Origin of the sequence: Pseudomonas sp. BF-RE-22 (genome assembly GCF_019956155.1) — a bacterium.
In the GTDB taxonomy this organism is placed as follows: domain Bacteria; phylum Pseudomonadota; class Gammaproteobacteria; order Pseudomonadales; family Pseudomonadaceae; genus Aquipseudomonas; species Aquipseudomonas migulae.
In genome coordinates, this window is record NZ_JAHBDD010000077.1 from 102374 (window position 1) to 121782 (window position 19409).

General features: G+C 59.0%; 19 protein-coding genes. 11 read left to right on the top strand and 8 right to left on the bottom strand.

Features of this window, described 5'->3' with window-relative positions:
- Nucleotides 1-153: 153 nt before the first annotated feature.
- Nucleotides 154-810 (bottom strand): thiopurine S-methyltransferase, encoded by a 657-nt coding sequence (locus tag KGA82_RS26540; RefSeq protein ID WP_223453128.1) that lies wholly within the window; start codon nt 808-810, stop codon nt 154-156.
- Nucleotides 811-912: 102 nt separating this feature from the next.
- On the opposite strand from KGA82_RS26540, the gene KGA82_RS26545 reads away from it, so the two are divergent.
- The gene (locus KGA82_RS26545; protein WP_192419337.1) at nt 913-1680 is read left to right on the top strand and encodes a DODA-type extradiol aromatic ring-opening family dioxygenase; all 768 of its coding nucleotides are present in this window, start codon (nt 913-915) and stop codon (nt 1678-1680) included.
- A gap of 29 nt (nt 1681-1709) precedes the next feature.
- On the opposite strand, the gene KGA82_RS26550 is transcribed toward KGA82_RS26545, so the two are convergent.
- A complete protein-coding gene (locus KGA82_RS26550) occupies nt 1710-2423 on the bottom strand; it encodes a UTRA domain-containing protein (protein ID WP_008030372.1) in 714 nt (237 codons plus the stop codon).
- Nucleotides 2424-2772: 349 nt separating this feature from the next.
- Between KGA82_RS26550 and KGA82_RS26555 the strand changes: the two genes are divergently transcribed.
- The 6 genes from KGA82_RS26555 to KGA82_RS26580 all read left to right on the top strand — a co-directional run bounded on the left by KGA82_RS26555 (nt 2773) and on the right by KGA82_RS26580 (nt 8088).
- Nucleotides 2773-3837: an ABC transporter substrate-binding protein gene (locus KGA82_RS26555; RefSeq protein ID WP_223453129.1), complete on the top strand. Its 1065-nt coding sequence runs from the start codon at nt 2773-2775 to the stop codon at nt 3835-3837.
- A gap of 141 nt (nt 3838-3978) precedes the next feature.
- The gene (locus KGA82_RS26560) at nt 3979-4785 is read left to right on the top strand and encodes an alkaline phosphatase family protein (RefSeq protein ID WP_192227872.1); all 807 of its coding nucleotides are present in this window, start codon (nt 3979-3981) and stop codon (nt 4783-4785) included.
- 5 nt (nt 4786-4790) lie between these two features.
- Complete coding sequence (locus KGA82_RS26565; RefSeq protein WP_162130714.1) at nt 4791-5627, top strand: ABC transporter permease; 837 nt, start codon at nt 4791-4793, stop codon at nt 5625-5627.
- A complete protein-coding gene (locus KGA82_RS26570; protein ID WP_008030379.1) occupies nt 5614-6414 on the top strand; it encodes an ABC transporter permease in 801 nt (266 codons plus the stop codon). Before KGA82_RS26565 ends, KGA82_RS26570 begins: the two co-directional genes overlap by 14 nt.
- The gene (locus KGA82_RS26575; RefSeq protein ID WP_008040902.1) at nt 6411-7400 is read left to right on the top strand and encodes an ABC transporter ATP-binding protein; all 990 of its coding nucleotides are present in this window, start codon (nt 6411-6413) and stop codon (nt 7398-7400) included. Before KGA82_RS26570 ends, KGA82_RS26575 begins: the two co-directional genes overlap by 4 nt.
- Before the next feature lie 34 nt (nt 7401-7434).
- On the top strand, nt 7435-8088 hold the full coding sequence (locus KGA82_RS26580) for an HAD family hydrolase (protein ID WP_008040903.1): 654 nt from the start codon (nt 7435-7437) through the stop codon (nt 8086-8088).
- 125 nt (nt 8089-8213) lie between these two features.
- On the opposite strand, the gene KGA82_RS26585 is transcribed toward KGA82_RS26580, so the two are convergent.
- A complete protein-coding gene (locus KGA82_RS26585; protein ID WP_223453130.1) occupies nt 8214-9176 on the bottom strand; it encodes a zinc-binding dehydrogenase in 963 nt (320 codons plus the stop codon).
- Nucleotides 9177-9314: 138 nt separating this feature from the next.
- On the opposite strand from KGA82_RS26585, the gene KGA82_RS26590 reads away from it, so the two are divergent.
- Complete coding sequence (locus tag KGA82_RS26590) at nt 9315-11396, top strand: carboxy terminal-processing peptidase (protein WP_008040905.1); 2082 nt, start codon at nt 9315-9317, stop codon at nt 11394-11396.
- Between the two features lie 132 nt (nt 11397-11528).
- Nucleotides 11529-13319, top strand: coding sequence for a bifunctional diguanylate cyclase/phosphodiesterase (locus tag KGA82_RS26595; RefSeq protein WP_192227875.1), 1791 nt, complete (start codon nt 11529-11531; stop codon nt 13317-13319).
- A gap of 103 nt (nt 13320-13422) precedes the next feature.
- On the opposite strand, the gene KGA82_RS26600 is transcribed toward KGA82_RS26595, so the two are convergent.
- From KGA82_RS26600 to KGA82_RS26620, 5 genes are all read right to left on the bottom strand, one after another.
- On the bottom strand, nt 13423-13833 hold the full coding sequence (locus KGA82_RS26600; RefSeq protein ID WP_223453131.1) for a sel1 repeat family protein: 411 nt from the start codon (nt 13831-13833) through the stop codon (nt 13423-13425).
- Entirely contained in the window at nt 13834-14205 is a 372-nt protein-coding gene (locus KGA82_RS26605) for a hypothetical protein (protein ID WP_003223109.1), read from the bottom strand.
- The gene (locus KGA82_RS26610) at nt 14202-14543 is read right to left on the bottom strand and encodes a helix-turn-helix domain-containing protein (protein WP_223453132.1); all 342 of its coding nucleotides are present in this window, start codon (nt 14541-14543) and stop codon (nt 14202-14204) included. Before KGA82_RS26610 ends, KGA82_RS26605 begins: the two co-directional genes overlap by 4 nt.
- Nucleotides 14544-14656: 113 nt before the next feature.
- On the bottom strand, nt 14657-15112 hold the full coding sequence (locus KGA82_RS26615; protein ID WP_008030397.1) for a YkvA family protein: 456 nt from the start codon (nt 15110-15112) through the stop codon (nt 14657-14659).
- 293 nt (nt 15113-15405) lie between these two features.
- Nucleotides 15406-16122, bottom strand: coding sequence for an FKBP-type peptidyl-prolyl cis-trans isomerase (locus tag KGA82_RS26620; protein WP_223453133.1), 717 nt, complete (start codon nt 16120-16122; stop codon nt 15406-15408).
- 269 nt (nt 16123-16391) lie between these two features.
- Here KGA82_RS26620 and KGA82_RS26625 point away from each other — a divergent pair, with 269 nt between their 5' ends.
- The gene (locus KGA82_RS26625) at nt 16392-18200 is read left to right on the top strand and encodes a di-heme-cytochrome C peroxidase (protein ID WP_223453134.1); all 1809 of its coding nucleotides are present in this window, start codon (nt 16392-16394) and stop codon (nt 18198-18200) included.
- The gene (locus tag KGA82_RS26630) at nt 18197-19366 is read left to right on the top strand and encodes a catalase family protein (RefSeq protein WP_223453135.1); all 1170 of its coding nucleotides are present in this window, start codon (nt 18197-18199) and stop codon (nt 19364-19366) included. Before KGA82_RS26625 ends, KGA82_RS26630 begins: the two co-directional genes overlap by 4 nt.
- Nucleotides 19367-19409: the final 43 nt, after the last annotated feature.

The following is a 19409-nucleotide window of genomic DNA, read 5'->3' on the forward strand; positions in this document are numbered from 1 at the left end:
TTTTGTCTGCTTGATTAATGCGGTGTTCATCAGGACCTCTTCGCGGGCAAGCCTCGCTCCTACAGGATTTGTGTCGTTCACATAATCGGCGAATTACACAAAACCTGTAGGAGCGAGGCTTGCCCGCGAAGAGGCTGGTAGAAGCAACATCAATTACCGGGCAGAAACCCGATAAACCCGTTCCTCAAGCCGCGTCACGCCGCTTTCGACGAATTTCCAGCTCTCACCCAGAACGTCCTGATCCTCCAGAATCTTCAACGACCACACAGCCCCGAACAACCGCTGCACTTCATCATCAAGCACGGCAAACGGCGGTCCGTCCTTTTGCGCCTGGTCGTAATCAAGCGTGATCAAAAGCCCCAACGCGTCCTTTGGCAGAATCCGGTTCAAATGAGCCGCGTATTGCTCGCGCATGGCTGGTGGCAGAGCGATCAGCGCCGCCCGGTCGTACAGGCCGGCGCAATCGGCAACATCGCCGGCCGTCAACTCGAAGAAATCACCACACCACAACTCGATCGAGCCTGCGCGATAGACCTTGAAGGGCCCCTGCTCAGTGATGTTCGGGTCAAAGTGATGTTCGCTGAAGAAATCTTCGACAGCCTTTTCCGACAGCTCAATTCCCAGGACTTCATGCCCTTGGTGCGCCAGCCACAACAAATCCAGACTTTTCCCACACAACGGCACCAGTACGCGCGCCCCCTCCTCCAGCCCCAATTGCGGCCAGAAACGTTGCAGATAAGGGTTCACCTGCGGCAGATGGAAGCCGATCTGATTCGACTGCCATCGCTTGTGCCAAAACTCCGGCTGCATAAATATCTCCGAAAATTCGATCAAAACACCCTAAAACTTATATTAGATTTAGATCAATGATCTGACTGAAGATGGGCCCATCTTACTCTCAGGAGCTCCTTCATGTTCCCCAGCCTTTACATCTCTCATGGCTCACCCATGCTGGCACTGGAACCCGGTGCCAGTGGGCCGGCCCTCGCGCGCCTGGCTGCCGAATTGCCGAAACCCCGGGCCATCGTGATTGTTTCCGCGCATTGGGAAAGCAATGAATTGCTGGTCAGCGGCAATCCACAGCCTGAAACCTGGCATGACTTCGGCGGCTTTCCCAAGGCGTTGTTCGAGGTGCAATACCCGGCACCCGGCGATCCACAACTGGCCGCTGAGGTTGTCGAGTTGCTGAAGCGCAGTGACCTGCCCGCTCGCATCGACAGCAAACGGCCCTTCGACCATGGCGTCTGGGTGCCGTTGTCGTTGATGTATCCGCAGGCGGATATCCCGGTGGTGCAAGTCTCGCTGCCCACACGCGGCGGTCCTGCGCTGCAAACCCGCGTTGGCCATGCCCTGAGCAGCCTGCGCGAACACGGCGTGCTGTTGATCGGTTCGGGCAGCATCACCCACAACCTGCGCGAACTGGACTGGCACGCCGGACCGGAAAGCGTAGAACCGTGGGCGAAGGTGTTTCGCGACTGGATGATCGAGAAACTTGAGGCCAACGACGAAGCCGCGTTACACGACTATCGCCAGCAAGCACCGAACGCCGTGCGCAACCACCCGAGCGATGAACATTTGTTGCCGTTGTACTTTGCCCGCAGTGCCGGCGGGGCATTCAGCGTCAGCCACCAGGGTTTCACCATGGGCGCGCTGGGCATGGACATTTACCGCTTCGGGTAATGAAAAACCAAGACCTGCGGCGGCCAGGCTCAGACCACATCAACACCGACATGGATCGCATCGTGCCGCCAGAACTCCAGGTCACAATCGATCAACCGCTCGTGCTGGTCGTAGTTGACCCGGGCGATGCGCAATCCCGGACTCCCGACCGACACCCGTAACGCCGCCGCAGCATCCACCGACAACGCCGTCGGCACGATCTCGAAGCGCACCCGCCCGTAATGCAAATCGTAATGCCGCGCGTACAGCTCGGTGATCGACTGATTCAGATCAAACTCCAGAATCCCCGGGAAATACTGCGGATTGAGGTAGTGCTCCACGTACAACACCAGCCGCTCATCAATTCGCCGTGCGCGGCAGATCTGAATCACGCTCGACAACGCCGGCAACTGCAACCAGGCACAGACCGCCGCCGACGCAGGCTGCAAGCGTGCCGAAATCACCTCGGTAGACGGCACCCGCCCTTGAGCGCTGACCATCGCGTGAAAGTGGCTGCGCTGCATCAGGTTGTAAGCCAGGCGCGGTGGCGACACGAACCAGCCCCGGCGTTCTTCGCGATAAATCTGCCCTTGGGCCTCCAGCTGCAACAACGCTTCGCGCACGGTAATGCGTGTCGTGCCGAACAACTCACTGAGCTTGCGCTCCGCCGGTAACTTGCTGCCAGGCGCCAACAGGCCGTGGTCGAGCTGTTCCTGAAGAACCTGCCCGATGGCTGTCACCGCTTTGGTTGTCTCGATGCGCATCAACGTTACCTATCTGGACTAGACCAGCACTGTTTCGGAGCAGAACCGTCATTTGAAACGACTCCGTCAACTTTCAGCAAGCCTAGGCACTGCACATGACTGACAGATGACAAAGGCGCTGAACGGTGCAGTCAAACGTGTGCAATTTAACGGCCAAGTCCTTTCATATCAGTTCTTTAGCCATGGTCTACGCTTACTCGCAAGCCTGAGCGTTGATCTGAAGAAAATGCAGACGGACCGCTGGTCGACATCAAAATGTCATCAGGGGCGCCTAGATTGGCTCAGGTATTGCTGACCTAGACCAACACAACCGCAATCGCAGCGTTGAAAACGCCCAAAGGAGCTTCGGATGAAAAAGCTTTTCCTGGCATCACTGTTAGGTTCGACCATTGCCATGTGCACCGCCGCCATGGCGGCTGATGATTTGAAAACCCTCGAAGCCGCTGCGAAAGCGGAAGGTGCGGTCAACAGCGTCGGCATGCCCGATGACTGGGCCAACTGGAAAGGCACCTGGGAAGACCTGGCCAAGGTCTACGGCCTGAAACACATCGACACCGACATGAGCTCGGCGCAGGAAATCGCCAAGTTCGCCGCTGAAAAAGACAACGCCACGGCCGACATCGGCGACGTCGGTGCAGCGTTCGGCCCTATCGCGGTCAAGCAAGGCGTGGTCCAGCCGTACAAGCCAAGCACCTGGGATCAGGTACCTGCCTGGGCGAAGGACAAGGACGGCAACTGGGCACTGGCCTACACCGGCACCATCGCGTTCATCGTCAACAAAAAGCTGCTGCACGGTTCGGAAGCGCCGACCAAATGGGCTGACCTTAAAACCGGTAAATACAAAGTATCCATCGGTGACGTGAGCACCGCTGCCCAGGCCGCCAACGGCGTTCTGGCGGCGGCCCTTGCCAACGGCGGCGACGAGAAAAACCTTCAGCCTGCCCTGGCGCTGTTCGCTGACATTGCCAAGCAAGGCCGCCTGTCCATGGCCAACCCAACGATTGCCACCATGGAAAAGGGTGAAATCGAGGTCGGCGTGGTCTGGGACTTCAACGGTCTGAGCTACAAGGCCAAGATGGCCAATCCGGATGACTACGTGGTGTTGATCCCCTCCGATGGTTCGGTGATTTCCGGTTACACCACCATCATCAACAAATACGCCAAGAACCCGAACGCCGCCAAACTGGCTCGTGAATACATCTTCAGCGATGCCGGTCAGATCAACCTGGCCAAGGGTAACGCCCGTCCGATCCGTGCCGAGCACCTGACCCTGCCAGCCGAAGTCCAGGCCAAGCTGCTGCCGAACGAGCAGTACAAAAAGGTCACGCCGATCAAAGACGCGGATGCGTGGGAAAAAACTTCCAAGGCTCTGCCGCAGAAGTGGAACGAAGAAGTCATCGTCGAGATGAAGTAATGCTTCATTTGTAGGAGCGAGGCTTGCCCGCGAAGAGGGACTTTAATTCAACAGTTATGTTGACTGAAAGTACGCTTTCGCGAGCAAGCTTCGCTCCTACAGGTTTCTACGATATTTCCAGTCTCCCGGAGTCCCGCCCCTATGAAGCACAACGTCATCCTTGTCGTGCTCGACGGCCTCAATTACGAGGTTGCGCGCCACGCCATGGGGCACCTGCAGGCTTACGTCGGCGCAGGACGCGCGGCACTCTACAAACTGGAGTGCGAACTGCCGGCCCTGTCCCGTCCGCTGTATGAATGCATCCTGACCGGCGTCACGCCGATCGATAGCGGCATCGTTCACAACAACGTTTCGCGCCTGTCCAACCAACGCAGCATTTATCACTACGCCAGCGAAGCGGGCCTGAAAACCGCTGCTGCGGCTTATCACTGGGTCAGTGAGTTGTACAACCGTTCGCCGTTCGTGGCCGCCCGGGACCGTCACACCGACGCCCCCGAATTGCCGATCCAGCACGGGCACTTCTACTGGAACGATCACTACCCGGACTCGCACCTGTTCGCCGACGCGGAACACCTGCGCCTGCGCCATGCACCGAATTTTCTCCTGGTGCACCCCATGAACATCGACGACGCCGGGCACAAGCACGGCCTCGACACCGCGCAATACCGCAACAGCGCCCGCTCGGCGGACATTATTCTCGCTGACTACCTGCAAGGCTGGCTCGACGCCGGTTACCAGGTGCTGGTGACCGCCGACCACGGCATGAACAACGACCGCTCCCACAACGGCCTGTTGCCGGAAGAACGCGAAGTGCCACTGTTCGTGCTCGGTGACGCCTTCAGCTTCAACGCCGGTGCCGAACCGAAACAGACAGACATCTGCGGCACCGTCTGCGAACTGCTGGGCGTGGCCCACGACAAACCAGTGTGCCGGGAGCTGCTCAAGTGAATGCCATGACTCGCGGCAAATGGCTGGCGGCCTTGTGCCTCGTGCCCTTCGCACTGTTTTTTATCGTGTTCGAGATCGCCCCGCTCATCTGGGTGATGATCAACAGCCTGCAATCGGAAGAGTTCGGCTGGGGCCTGGCCAACTTCACCAAGATCTTCAATTCGAAGTTCTATTTGCAGGCGATCCAGTACAGCCTCGAGATCAGTTTCTGGTCCAGCGTGTTCGGGATCATCATCGCGGTGCTCGGCGCTTATTCCCTGCGTCGTGTCGACTCGAAGCTGCGTAACTTCGTCAACGCCTTCGCCAACATGACCAGCAACTTTGCCGGCGTGCCTTTGGCCTTCGCGTTCATCATCCTGCTGGGTTTCAACGGCAGCATCACCATCATGCTCAAGCAGGCCGGGATCATTCAGGATTTCAACCTGTACTCGAAAACCGGGCTGATCATTCTCTACACGTATTTCCAGATCCCCCTCGGTGTGCTGCTGCTCTACCCGGCCTTCGACGCCCTGCGCGAAGACTGGCGTGAATCTGCCGCGCTGCTGGGCGCCAACGGCTGGCAGTTCTGGCGACACATCGGTTTGCCGGTGCTGACGCCGGCACTGCTCGGCACCTTCGTGATCCTGCTGGCCAACGCCCTCGGCGCCTACGCCACGGTTTACGCACTGACCACCGGCAACTTCAACGTGCTGCCGATCCGTATTGCGGCGATGGTCTCCGGTGACATTTCCCTGGACCCGAACCTCGCCAGTGCGCTGGCCGTTGTGCTGGTGGCGTTGATGACCCTGGTCACCATCGTGCATCAGCTGCTGTTGAAGAGGAGCTACCATGTCTCGCGCTGAATTGGGCCCCGTCGGTATCTATCACCGCGTCGTGGTTTACCTGCTATTTGCCATTCTGTTGCTGCCACTGGTTGGCACGCTGATCTACTCGATTGCCAGCAGTTGGTCGGCGACCATTCTGCCCAGCGGCTTCACCGTCAAATGGTATGTGCAGTTGTGGAGCGATCCGCGATTCCTGAGTGCTTTTGGCCAATCGCTGCTGGTCTGTATCGGTGCGCTGATTCTGTCGGTGGTGCTGATCCTGCCCCTGCTGTTCGTGGTGCATTACCACTTCCCGAAACTCGATGCGCTGATGAACATCCTGATCCTGCTGCCCTTCGCAGTGCCGCCGGTGGTGTCGTCGGTGGGGCTGTTGCAGCTTTACGGTTCGGGGCCGTTCGCGATGGTCGGCACGCCATGGATTCTGATCGGCTGCTACTTCACCGTAGCGCTGCCGTTCATGTACCGGGCAATCACCAACAACCTGCAAGCGATCAACCTGCGCGACCTGATGGACGCCGCCCAACTGCTCGGTGCCAGCACTTTTCAGGCGGCATTCCTGGTGGTGCTGCCGAACCTGCGCAAAGGTCTGATGGTGGCGTTGCTGCTGTCGTTCTCGTTCCTGTTCGGTGAGTTCGTGTTCGCCAACATCCTCGTCGGCACCCGCTACGAAACCCTGCAGGTCTACCTCAACAACATGCGTAACAGCAGCGGCCACTTCACCAGTGCGCTGGTGATTTCCTACTTCTTCTTCGTACTGGTTCTGACCTGGGCGGCCAATATCTTGAACAAGGACAAAAGCGAATGAGCTATGTCAGCGTCCAACATCTGCAGAAAAACTATGCAGGCACCAACATATTCAGCGACATCAACTGCGAAATCCAGAAGGGCGAATTCGTCACCCTGCTCGGCCCGTCCGGTTGCGGCAAATCCACGCTGCTGCGCTGCATCGCCGGGCTGACCTCGGTAGATGGCGGCAAGATCTTGCTCGATGGTGTCGACATCGTGCCGCTGAGCCCGCAGAAACGCGGGATCGGCATGGTGTTTCAAAGCTATGCGCTGTTCCCGAACATGACCGTGGAGCAAAACGTCGCCTTTGGATTGCGCATGCAGAAGGTCAACAGCGACGACAGCCAAAAGCGCGTTGCCGAAGTGCTGAAACTGGTGGAACTCAACGATTTCGCCGCCCGTTATCCGCACCAACTGTCCGGCGGTCAATGCCAGCGCGTCGCCCTCGCCCGCTCATTGGTGACCCGTCCACGCCTGTTGCTGCTGGACGAACCGCTGTCGGCCCTTGATGCGCGAATTCGCAAGCATTTGCGCGAACAGATCCGTCAGATCCAGCGCGAGCTCGGCCTGACCACGATCTTCGTCACACACGATCAGGAAGAAGCGCTGACCATGTCTGACCGGATTTTCCTGATGAATCAGGGAAAGATCGTACAGAGCGGCGACGCCGAAACCCTCTACACCGCGCCGGTGGATGTGTTCGCTGCCGGCTTTATCGGCAACTACAACCTGCTCGACGCCGACAACGCCTCGAAATTGCTGCAACGACCGATTACGCATCGCATCGCGATTCGCCCGGAAGCCATCGAACTGAGCCTGAACGGCGAACTGGACGCACAAGTGCGCAGCCACAGCCTGCTGGGCAACGTGATTCGCTACCGGATTGAGGCCCGGGGCGTGGAATTGGTGGTGGATGTGCTCAACCGCTCGGCGGCCGATCTGCACCCCGATGGTCAGCGTCTGGCGCTTTCCATCGATCCGACGGCCCTGTGTGAGGTAGCCTGATGACTTTGCTGATGTTGAAGAGAGAACTGCACTGATGGCCCTGGCAATTTTTGATCTGGACGAAACCCTGATCCACGGCGACTGCGCCACCCTCTGGAGCGAACAGATGGGCCGGCTGGGCTGGGTCGATCCCGAGTCGTTCATGCGTCAGAACAACGAACTGATGGACGCTTACAGCCACGGCAAGTTGCGCATGGAGGAGTACATGGCCTTCAGCCTCGAACCGATGATCGGGCGCACACCCGAAGAGGTCGACCACTTGGTCGGGCCGTGGGTGGAAGACTTCATCGAGCCGATCATCTTCAGCGACGCAACCAAAGCCATCGCCGCCCATCGCAAGGCCGGTGACCGGATACTGGTGATTTCGGCGTCGGGTACGCACCTGGTCAGGCCGATTGCCGACCGCTTGGGCATCGACGAGATTCTGGGCATCGAGCTGGAAGTGCTGCATGGGGTCTATAGCGGCAACACCGTCGGTACGCTGACCTACCGCGAAGGCAAGATCACCCGTTTACTGGAATGGCTGGATGCGGAGGAGGAAAACCTGGAGGGCGCGAGTTTCTATTCCGACTCACGTAACGATTTGCCGCTGTTGCTGAAGGTAGATTTCCCACACGTGGTGAACCCTGACCCGGTATTGCTCGAGCACGCCGAAAAAGCCGGCTGGCCGATCCACCTCTGGAAATAACCAAGCCACCCCTGTAGGAGCGAGCTTGCTCGCGATGGACGTGAACGATAACGCGTGCTGTCAGGTAAAACGCGTCGCCTTCAAATTCATCGCGAGCAAGCTCGCTCCTACAAGGATCGGTGTTGTCAGACGAGGCTTTCGTCGATCACCAACACCAACTTCCCCGCCACCTTGTTCGTCGCCAACTCGGCAAATGCCGCTTCGGCATCCTTGATCGGGAAGGTCTTCGCCAACTGCGGGCTCAATCGCCCTTCGGCAAACAACGGCCAGACATGCTGGCGTAAATCACTGAACAAATCCGCCTTGAACTGATCGTCACGGCTGCGCAAGGTCGAACCCAGCAACTGCACGCGTTTGGCCAGCACCTGCGCCAGATCCAGTTTTGCCTCACGGCCGCCCATCAGGCCAATCAACACCCAACGGCCATCAAGAGCCAGCAGCTTGAGGTTCAGCGCGGCGTAGTTGCCGCCGACCGGGTCAAGAATCACATCGAACGGCCCCAGGTCGATCAAGCTGTCCAGATCGTCGGTGCGCACCACGCCACCCTGTGCACCCAGCGCTTCGCAATAGGCCAGACGCTCGGCAGAACCGACGCTGACCCAGCATGGGTTGCCAAACGCCTTGCACAGCTGAATGGCAGCTGAACCGATTCCACTTGCTCCGGCGTGAAGAAGAACTTTCTCACCCGGTTTGAGCGCAGCCAATTGAAACAAATTCAGCCAGACGGTCGCATAGACTTCGGGCAGCACTGCCGCCTCGGCCAGGGACAATCCTTCGGGGACTGGCAGCACATGCCGTCCGTCGACAACCACCTCTTCGGCCATCCCGCCCCCGGCCAGCAAGGCGCAGACCCGATCACCGACCTGCCAGGACGAGCCCGGGCCGACCTCACTGATCACCCCGGAACACTCAAGACCCAGTACCTGACTGGCCCCCGGCGGTGGCGGATAAAGGCCCGCCTTCTGTAACAAATCGGCGCGATTGAGGCCCGCTGCCGCCACGCGAATGCGAACTTGCCCTACATCGCATGTAGGACCGGGCTCTTCAACCCACTCCACTTGACCGTCAACGCCTTGCAATGCTTTCACAGTGCCTCCATAGTGAGTCTGGACTGAGCCCGAAGCTGTAGCGCCGGGCTTTTTGCATTATGCGACCGGCCCTTGTGGTACCGGCGACTTCAAAGACGGCCTAATATGCGTTATCAATTGTCCCCGCGTCGAATCAGCATGAAGCATCTGTTCCCCAGCACCGCCCTCGCCCTATTTATTGGTATCGGCCTGATGCCGATGTCGAGCAATACGTTCGCAGCCAATAGCTGGGACAAGCTTCAGCCAGATCGTGACGAAGTGATCGCCAGTCTGAATGTCGTCGAGTTGCTCAAGCGTCACCACTACAGCAAGCCGCCGCTCGATGACGCGCGCTCCGTGATCATCTATGACAGCTACCTCAAGCTGCTGGATCCGTCGCGCAGCTACTTCATGGCCAGCGACATTGCCGAATTCGACAAGTGGAAAACCCAGTTCGACGACTTCCTCAAAAGCGGCGACCTCAACGCCGGGTTCACCATCTACAAGCGCTACCTGGACCGTGTAAAAGCGCGTCTGGACTTTGCCCTTGCGGAGCTGAACAAGGGCGTCGACAAGATCGACTTCACCGCCAAGGAAACCTTGCTGATCGATCGCAAGGACGCGCCTTGGCTCAAGTCCACCGCAGAGCTCGACGACCTGTGGCGCAAACGCGTCAAGGACGAAGTGCTGCGGATGAAGATTGCTGGCAAAGAGCCCAAGCAAATTCAGGAAACGCTGACCAAGCGTTACAAGAATCAGCTCTCGCGCCTGGACCAGACCCGTCCGGAAGACATCTTCCAGGCGTACATCAACACCTTCGCCATGTCCTACGACCCGCACACCAACTATCTGTCGCCGGATAACGCGGAAAACTTCGACATCAACATGAGCCTGTCCCTCGAAGGCATCGGCGCTGTGTTGCAGAGCGACAACGACCAGGTGAAAGTCGTGCGTCTGGTGCCGGCAGGTCCTGCCGACAAGACCAAGCAGGTCGCACCGGCCGACAAGATCATCGGCGTTGCCCAGGGCAACAAAGAGATGGTCGACGTGGTCGGCTGGCGCCTGGACGAAGTGGTCAAGCTGATCCGTGGTCCAAAAGGCACCGTGGTGCGCCTGGAAGTCATCCCGGCCAGCAATGCGCCGAACGACCAGACCTCCAAGATCGTGCCGATCACCCGCGAAGCGGTGAAGCTTGAAGACCAGGCGGTGAAAAAGTCGGTCCTCAACCTGAAACAGGATGGCAAGGACTACAAGCTCGGCGTCATCGAGATTCCAGCCTTCTACCTCGACTTCAAGGCTTTCCGTGCCGGCGATCCGGACTACAAGAGCACCACTCGCGACGTCAAGAAACTGCTGACCGAGTTGCAGAAAGAGAAAGTCGACGGCGTGGTCATCGACCTGCGCAACAACGGCGGCGGCTCCTTGCAGGAAGCCACCGAGCTGACCAGCCTGTTCATCGACAAAGGTCCGACCGTGCTCGTGCGTAACGCCGATGGCCGGGTCGATGTACTCGAAGATGAAAACCCGGGCGCCTTCTACAAAGGCCCGATGGCGTTGTTGGTCAACCGCCTGTCCGCCTCGGCTTCGGAGATTTTCGCCGGCGCCATGCAGGACTACCACCGCGCACTGATCATTGGCGGCCAGACCTTCGGCAAAGGCACCGTGCAGACCATTCAGCCGCTGAACCATGGCGAACTGAAACTGACCCTGGCCAAGTTCTACCGGGTTTCCGGCCAGAGCACCCAGCATCAGGGCGTACTGCCGGACATCGATTACCCGTCGATCATCGACACCAAGGAAATCGGCGAGAGCGCCCTGCCGGAAGCCATGCCGTGGGACACCATCCGCGCGGCCATCAAGCCTGCGGTCGACCCGTTCAAGCCATACATTTCGCAGCTCAAATCCGAGCATGACGTACGTTCGGCCAAAGACGCGGAGTTCGTGTTCATCCGCGACAAACTGGCCCTGGCGCAGAAGCTGATGTCGGAAAAAACCGTCAGCCTCAATGAAGCCGAGCGTCGTGCCCAACACGCGGATATCGAAGCCAAGCAGCTTGCGATGGAAAACATCCGTCGCAAGGCCAAGGGCGAAGAGCCGCTCAAAGAGCTGAAGAAAGAAGACGAAGATGTCGCTGCGGCCGAGCCGGACAAGGTCAAACCAGAAGACGATGCCTACCTGAGCGAAACGGGTCGGATTCTGCTGGACTACCTGAAACTCAACACCGCGGTTGCCAAACACTAAGTTGTTACAAGCACGATGATGGCAATTTAATGCTGACGCCCCCTTAGCGTCATCAAACAGTCATCATTCTGTCGTGAAATACGGGACTGAGAGCTTTGGCTCTCAGTCCTTTTTTTTTCGCCAGAGACCGCCATGACCACTACCGAACAGCTGAGTGCGTTGAGTTCAATATTGACTCAAAGCGGTTTGCACAGCCTGTTCCAGCCAATCATTTCGCTCTCTGAACGACAGATCATCGGTTACGAAGCCCTCAGCCGTGGCCCCTCCAACAGCCCGCTGCACTCGCCCATCGCCTTGTTTGCCGTCGCCCGCCAGGCCGGTCGTTTGAACGAGCTGGAAATTGCCTGCCGCGAGAGCGCTTGCCGGCGCTTTAATGAGCAGCAACTGCCGGGCAAACTCTTTCTCAACGTGTCGCCGGAATCGCTGCTCGAAGCGGCTCACCAACCGGGTCGGACCCTGCAACTGCTGCAGGATTTCGGCATACCGCCCAGCCAGGTGGTCATCGAACTGACGGAACAGACGCCGACCGACGATTTCCAGCTGCTGCAAAACGCGTTGCATCACTACCGGGCGATGGGCTTTTCCATTGCGCTGGATGATTTGGGTGCCGGTTATTCGAGCCTGCGCCTGTGGTCCGAGCTGCGGCCGGACTATGTGAAGATCGATCGGCACTTCATCGATGGCATCCATCAGGATGCGCTCAAGCGTGAATTTGTCGGTTCCATCATGCAAATAGCCAAAGCCTCTCGGGCACAAGTGATTGCTGAAGGGATCGAGCTGCCGGAGGAGCTCGCGGTGTTGACCGATATGGGTGTCGATCTGGTCCAGGGTTACTTGCTCTGCCGCCCTCAAGAACACCCGCCAAGGGAAGCGCGAAACCTGATGCCCAAACAGGACAGCTCTGCGGTGGCGCTGAACGACGAAGGCAGTGACCTCAGTGCTCTTTTGATCGATCAACCAGCGGTCGCGCGGGGTACGCCGACTGCCACGGTGCTGGAAGCCTTCCGCCGCCAGGCCAACCTGAACTCACTGGCGGTGCTCGATGAGCAAGGCCACCCCTGCGGCATCGTCCATCGGCATTCGCTGTCGGACGCCCTGCTCAAACCGTTTGCCACCGACCTGTTCGCCCGCAAGCCCATCAGCCGGTTGATGAACGACGACTTTCTCGCCGTCGAGATGAGCCAGTCGCTGCAACAGGTCAGCCGCCTGATCACCAGCCGCGCCCGGCAGCGCATCGAGGAAGACTTCATCATCACCCTCAACGGCGGCTACCTGGGACTGGGTCGGGTCATCGACGTACTGAAGCTGATTACTGAACTGAAGATCCAGCAAGCCCGTTACGCCAACCCGCTGACCCTGTTGCCGGGCAACGTGCCGATCCAGCAATGCCTGACGCGCCTGCTGCAACAACAAAGGGAATCAGTGATCTGCTACGTGGACATCGACAGTTTCAAACCCTTCAACGACATCTACGGCTACGGACGCGGGGACGAAGTCCTGCTGTGCCTGGCGCAATGTCTGAATGATCGCGTCGACCCGTCCCGCGACTTTGTCGGCCATATCGGCGGTGATGATTTTTTGCTGGTGCTCGGGCCGGAAGACTGGCGCAAACGTTTGAACCAGTTGCTCGACGATTTCCAGAGCCAATGCCGACGCTTCTACCGCAGCGAACACCTGGAAGCCGGCTGCTTCATCGCCCCGAATCGCCAGGGCGTGCGCCAGGAATTTCCGTTGTTATCGCTGTCGATCGGCGTGGTGCATTTGCATCCACAGGCCTGTGGACAACTCGATGCGAGCCAGTTGGCGGAGATGGCGTCGCAGGCTAAACACCACGCGAAGAATGTGCCGGGGTATAGCGTGCATGTGATTGATAGTCTGACGGTACCGAAGCGAGAGGATGAATTGCTGGTTGGGCAGCGGTGATGGGGCTGATGCCTTCGCGGGCAAGCCTCGCTCCTACGGGATCTGTGTCGTTTCACACATCCCGTAGGAGCGAGGCTTGCCCGCGAAGGCGTCGGATCAGCCACTAATTATCCAAAGGACCGCGAGCAGCCAACTCTTTCAATTTGATCTCAGCCAACGGATGCCCTGCCCTGGCAGCCATCGCCCAAAACCGGGCAGCCTCATCCGGATCCGGTGCCTTGCTCGCCGTCCCGGCCAGACTGATCACCCCCACCTGATACGCCGCCTTGCCATCCCCCGCCAACGCCGCCAGGCGCAGCAAGCGGACACCTTCCTCACGAGCCCCAAGGCCCACGCCGCGAAAGGCCAGAATGTGGCCATAGAAGCTTTGAGCGTCGACATCGCCCAGGTTCGCCATGCGTGCAAGCTGGCCTTCAAGCCAACTCCAGCCGCGTGGCTGACGCACAAACCACGACCAGTGAAACAACTGGCGAGCCAGCCAGTAACCGGCCCGCGCCTTGAGCTTGAAAAACACTCAGGCTTCCGCCGATTCGGGGTACTCGTACTCGAACACTCGCACCACTTCCGAGGCATGCCACGAGGCGGCGGCGACACCATCGGACGGCCCGGAGAAACGCCCCAGGCGCTCGACGCATTCGAAGAAACCGGTGCGCGGCAGGCGACTGGCGCCCTGGCTGATTACCAGCGAGCTGCGCAGCGGCTGCTCGGCCTTGGCGTCCAGTGCGGCCAGGTGTTCAAGGGCTGCGGTCAAGGTTTGCATGGCTGGCGTCGGCAATTGCAGGCGCTCAAGCAACGCGCGGTAGGTCAGCAAATGACGCTGGCGGCGCGCCTGATCCAGCTCGCCCAGCAATCCGTCCCAATGTTGACGACTGATGCGTACGCTCACGATTCTTCCCTCCACCCTGGCACCGTCAATTCCCAGGCCAGGCTGCGGCGAATTGCAGCGTCGGGTTGACGCTCGCCACTTTCGATCAAGGCCAGATAGGACGGGCTGATGCCTACCGTGCGGGCCAGCGCCTCAATGGCGATGCCCTTCCCTTCGCGCAAACTGCGTAGTTGATCCAGACCCGGAAGAATCTGGTCTGGCGTGGCCGCGCGTTGCACAGGGGCCTCGCGCGGCGGTTGTTGATCGATGCCTGCTGCTTTGAGTAGAGCCTGATACTGAGCCCACGGAACAACCGCATACTCGGGCTCGCCTTCGCGTGTGATTATCTGAATATCCATGACTTCCCCGTAGGACAACGACACTTAGCGAGTCGGCGCTTTTCCTTAGAAGTGTAATCCTAACAGCGGCCAAGGTCGCGGGGGTATGAATATAGGGATAGTCCTGAATCGACTCAGGTTTTTTTCGGGCCCTGCAGCTGAAGTTGTTCCGGGGTATCGGGCAAACGCTCTACCACCGCGAGCTTCTCTGGCGCCTGGCGATTGCGCCAGGCGCGGAAGGCGTTGAGCTCGTCGTCGAGAACCTTCATCAGCCAGGCGAGCACGGCGATGTCATCGAACATGCCGAACACCGGTATGAAATCCGGAATCGCATCCACCGGGCTCAGGAAATACATCAAGCCTGCCACCACCGAGATCAGCGCTTTAGGGCTGATGGCCCGGTATTCACCGCGCCAGTAAGCCAGGCACAACGCCTGCAACAAGCGCAGGTCGTCTTTGAGCTTGCCCAAACGGTTGCCCTGGCTGGCACCTTTACTGGCTACCGCGAACAGTAACGTCGGCAAACGCCCACGAGCGAGCAGACGTCCGGCCAGTGGCAGGAAACGAGCGAAATTCCAGGGTGCTTTCATCATTCCTCCCGCTGAAATGTTATCCACACAAATTGTGGATAACCTTGTGAACAGAGCTGCATTTCACGGCTGAAAGCCCCGTTTCATAAGGGCTCAACTCAGATCGGGCGTTTTTTACTCACATAAAAAAACCCAAGATTTCATTGACTTGGCGCTCCGCCGCAGCTAGCGCAGGCGCTCTCAATGGCTATGACTCCAGCCTGAAACATCCGTTCGCTTTGTTTACCCTTGCCGGACGCCAGATGCAACAACGCCCCGCATAAGCGAGGCGTTGTTGTCAGGACAAACGCTAATTACTTGGCAGCGTCGTCTTGTTTTGCCGGATCCTTGATCGCCAGCAGTTCCAGGTCGAATACCAGCACCGAGTTGGCTGGAATCGCCGGGCTTGGGCTTTGGGCGCCGTAAGCCAGCTCGCTAGGGATGAACAGTTTGTACTTCTCGCCAACGTGCATCAGTTGCAGGCCTTCGACCCAACCCGGAATCACGCCGCTGACCGGCAGATCGATCGGGCTGCCACGCTCCACGGAGCTGTCGAACACGGTGCCGTTGGTCAGGGTGCCGGTGTAGTGAACAGTCACCACGTCGGTCGGCTTAGGCTGTGCGCCATCAGCTTTCTTGACCACTTCGTACTGCAGGCCCGAAGCCGTGGTGGTGATACCGGCTTTCTTGGCGTTGTCTTCGAGGAATTTCTTGCCGGCGGCTGCCGACTCTTCACTCATTTTGGCCATACGTTCTTCAGCACGCTTCTGCAGTGCTGCGAAGGCTTCGACCAACTCGTCATCCTTCAGTTTCTGTTCTTTCTTGCCGATGGCATCTTCAATGCCCTGGGCAACGGCTTTGGAGTCCAGATCATCCATGCCTTCCTGAGCCAGGCTCTTGCCCATGTTCAGGCCAATCCCGTAGGAAGCTTTTTGCGCCGGGGTTTTCAGCTCTACGCTGGTCTGCGAGTCGCAACCCGCAAGTACCAGGCTAACCAGGGCCACCGCCGCCGCCAACCGATGCTGTTTCATGCTATTTCCTTGTTCATGCGCCTAAAGGGCAATCGAGTAAAGCCGCGAGCTTATCAGGCGGCCACGACCAATGGCTACCGGCATGAGAGCAGGAAACTTCTGATAAGTTCAGGTGTTTTAACGCATTTCCGGAATCGGATGATGAAGCTTCTGTCATCTTCGCCCCACAGGGACGACTGCTTCGTCCCACAACAACTGAAGTAATGGCCACTTGCCCCACGATTGCAGCTGAGGCATAAGAGAGCGACAACTCGACAAGGATGTTTAACTTGCGCCTCTTTTATCGCTTTCTGATTCTGATCGTTGCACTGCTGGGCCTCGCCCTCGCCGTGATTCTGTATTACGTCGCCAACCCGAAACTGCCGAACTGGTCGCCAGCACAACAAGTGCATTACCTGGAGCAGTGGAGCGCGGCCGACCGCCAGACCTACTACTTCACGCCCCAGGGCACTCAGGTCAAAGGCTTGCGCTACGAGTGGTTCAATGCGCTCGAACTGCCCTTTTCGCAACAACGATTCGCCAGCCCGGAGTACCTTGCGCGCTTCGGCTTCCTGGTCGATCCCGGCCAGAAAGCCACGCCGAACAACCCCGGCAACCTGCCCGTGGGTTTCGCCCGCCATCAAAACCCCGGCAGCCAGGATCAGTTTCTGGACATCACCTGCGCCGCCTGCCACACCGGCGAATTGCGTTTCAACGGTCAGGCCATCCGCATCGATGGTGGTTCGGCGCAACACGTCTTGCCGTCCAGCGTTCCGACACTGCGCGGTGGCAGTTTCGGACAAGCTCTGGTCGCCAGTCTGACGTCGACTTACTACAACCCATGGAAATTCGAACGTTTCGCTCGCAACGTGCTGGGCCAGGAATACGACGCCCGGCATCAACAGCTGCGCAAAGACTTCAAAACCTCTCTCGATACGTTCCTGAAAGTAGCCTGGAACGACACCCATCGAGGGCTCTACCCGACCGAGGAAGGCCCTGGCCGCACCGACGCGTTCGGGCGTATTGCCAACGCCAGTTTCGGCGACGCGATCTCACCGGCCAACTACCGGGTGGCCAATGCGCCGGTCGACTACCCGCAACTGTGGGACATGTGGACATTCGACTGGGTGCAGTGGAACGGTTCGGCGCAGCAGCCGATGGCCCGCAACATCGGCGAGGCGTTGGGCGTAGGCGCCACGCTGAATTTCTTCGACAGCAACGGGCAGCCACTCAAGGGCGACTACCGATATCCGTCCAGCGTGCGGGTGCGCGATTTGCACCTGATCGAAGAAACCCTGCAACGACTCAAACCGCCTGCCTGGCCGGAAGAGCTGCTGGGCGCTGTCGACAAGCCTTTGGCCGCCAAAGGTCGCGCACTGTTCACCGAGAACTGCGCCGGTTGCCACGTTCCGCGGACGATCCAGGAAGGCGAGCGCTGGGTGCAGCAGTTGCACATGCTGCCCGTCGACGTCATCGGCACTGATCCGACAGCGGCGAACAACATCGCCAATCACCGTTTCGACCTGACTGCGCTGCAATGGGACCCGACGGAGCTGGCACAGATGGACGTGAAGCTGCACCCGACCCCCGAGGAGCCGCTGGACCTGAGCCAGCTTTCGGTGGCCAAGGGGCTGGCCTACGTCACGGCGTTCGTCGAGGACCGGGCTTACCGGGAGGCCAAGGTCACAGCGGCAGAAAAGCCTCGGCTCGATGGCTTCGGCCTGCCGATCGGCGTTCGTGAAAAAGTCGCCTACAAGGCTCGGCCGCTGTCAGGCGTCTGGGCGACCGCTCCGTTCCTGCACAACGGCTCGGTACCAAGCATTTATCAATTGCTCTCGCCTCAGGACGAACGCGCGGCCACCTTCTACAAAGGCACGTTCGAGTACGACCCGAAACACCTGGGCTATCGCACCGAAGCCTTCACCAATGGCTTCCTGTTCGATACGCGCATTACCGGTAACCACAACAGCGGCCATGAATTCCGCGCGGGTAAACGCGGCAACGGGGTGATTGGCCGACTGCTGCAACCCGAGGAACGCTTTGCGTTGCTGGAGTACCTGAAAGTGCTGGGCGGCCCGCTGGAGGCGCAATTGCCATGATCATGACCACCTTCAAGAAGGATTTGCCGCTGTTTGCCCGGTTCTGGTTGTGGCTGGGCCGCCTGCTCGGCAAAACCCTGCTGGTTTTGCTGTGCATCGGCTTGCTTGGCTGGGCGCTGGCCACTGCCTGGTTTGCCTGGCAGCACCGCGGACCGGTCTCGGCACTGGAGCAGATTCCGGATGGCGAAGCCGCCATGACCCAGGACGTGATCCAGACCGCCGTGCGGATTGTCGATCAACACCGTGAAAGCACCCGTTATCTGCGTGATGCCCATGCCAAGGCCCATGGCTGCGTAAAGGCCGAGGTGCAGGTGTTGCCGGATCTGGCGACAGAGTTGCGTCAAGGTGTGTTCAGTGAGCCGGGCAAGACCTGGCAAGCGACGATGCGCCTGTCCAACGGCAATGCCTACCCGCAATTCGACAGCATCCGCGATGCGCGGGGCATGGCGATCAAACTGCTCGATGTGCCGGGCAAACAACTGCTCAGCGATCAACAGCGTCGCGGCGAACAGGACTTCGTGATGTTCAGCCATCCGAACTTCTTTGTCAGCGATGTCGCCGAATATCGTCAGAATGTCGCCGCCCAGGCGGACGGCAAGAAGGTGATGGCGTTCTTTCCGGGCTGGGACCCGCGCACCTGGCAGGTCCGTCATCTGTTTATTGCCTTGGCGACACTTTCTCTGCCACCACCGAGCCCGACCCAGACGACGTATTTTTCGGTTTCGCCCTACAAATTCGGTGAGGCCAATGCCAAGTTTCGGGTCATGCCCGACCCAACGAACTGCCCGACCTATGCTTTGCCCGCGCAAAACCAGAAGTTGCCGAACTTTCTGCGCAATGCGCTGAACCAGCAACTGTCGACCGATCGGGTGCCCGCCTGTTTTGTCCTGCAGATCCAGCGGCAGGATGCAGGCAAGTACATGCCGATCGAGGACACCAGTGTTGAATGGAAGGAAAGCGACGCGCCTTTCCAGACAGTGGCGCGGATCAACGTGCCCGCCCAGGACTTCGACACGCCAGCGTTGAACCTGCAATGCGACAACCAGTCGTTCAATCCATGGTTTGGTGTTGAGGCCCATCGCCCGATTGGCGGCATCAACCGCTTGCGCAAAGCTGTTTACGAGGCGGTCAGCGATTACCGACACAGCCGAAACGCCGAACAGTAAGCAGGCACAAACGAAAAAAGCGACCCGAAGGTCGCTTTTTTAA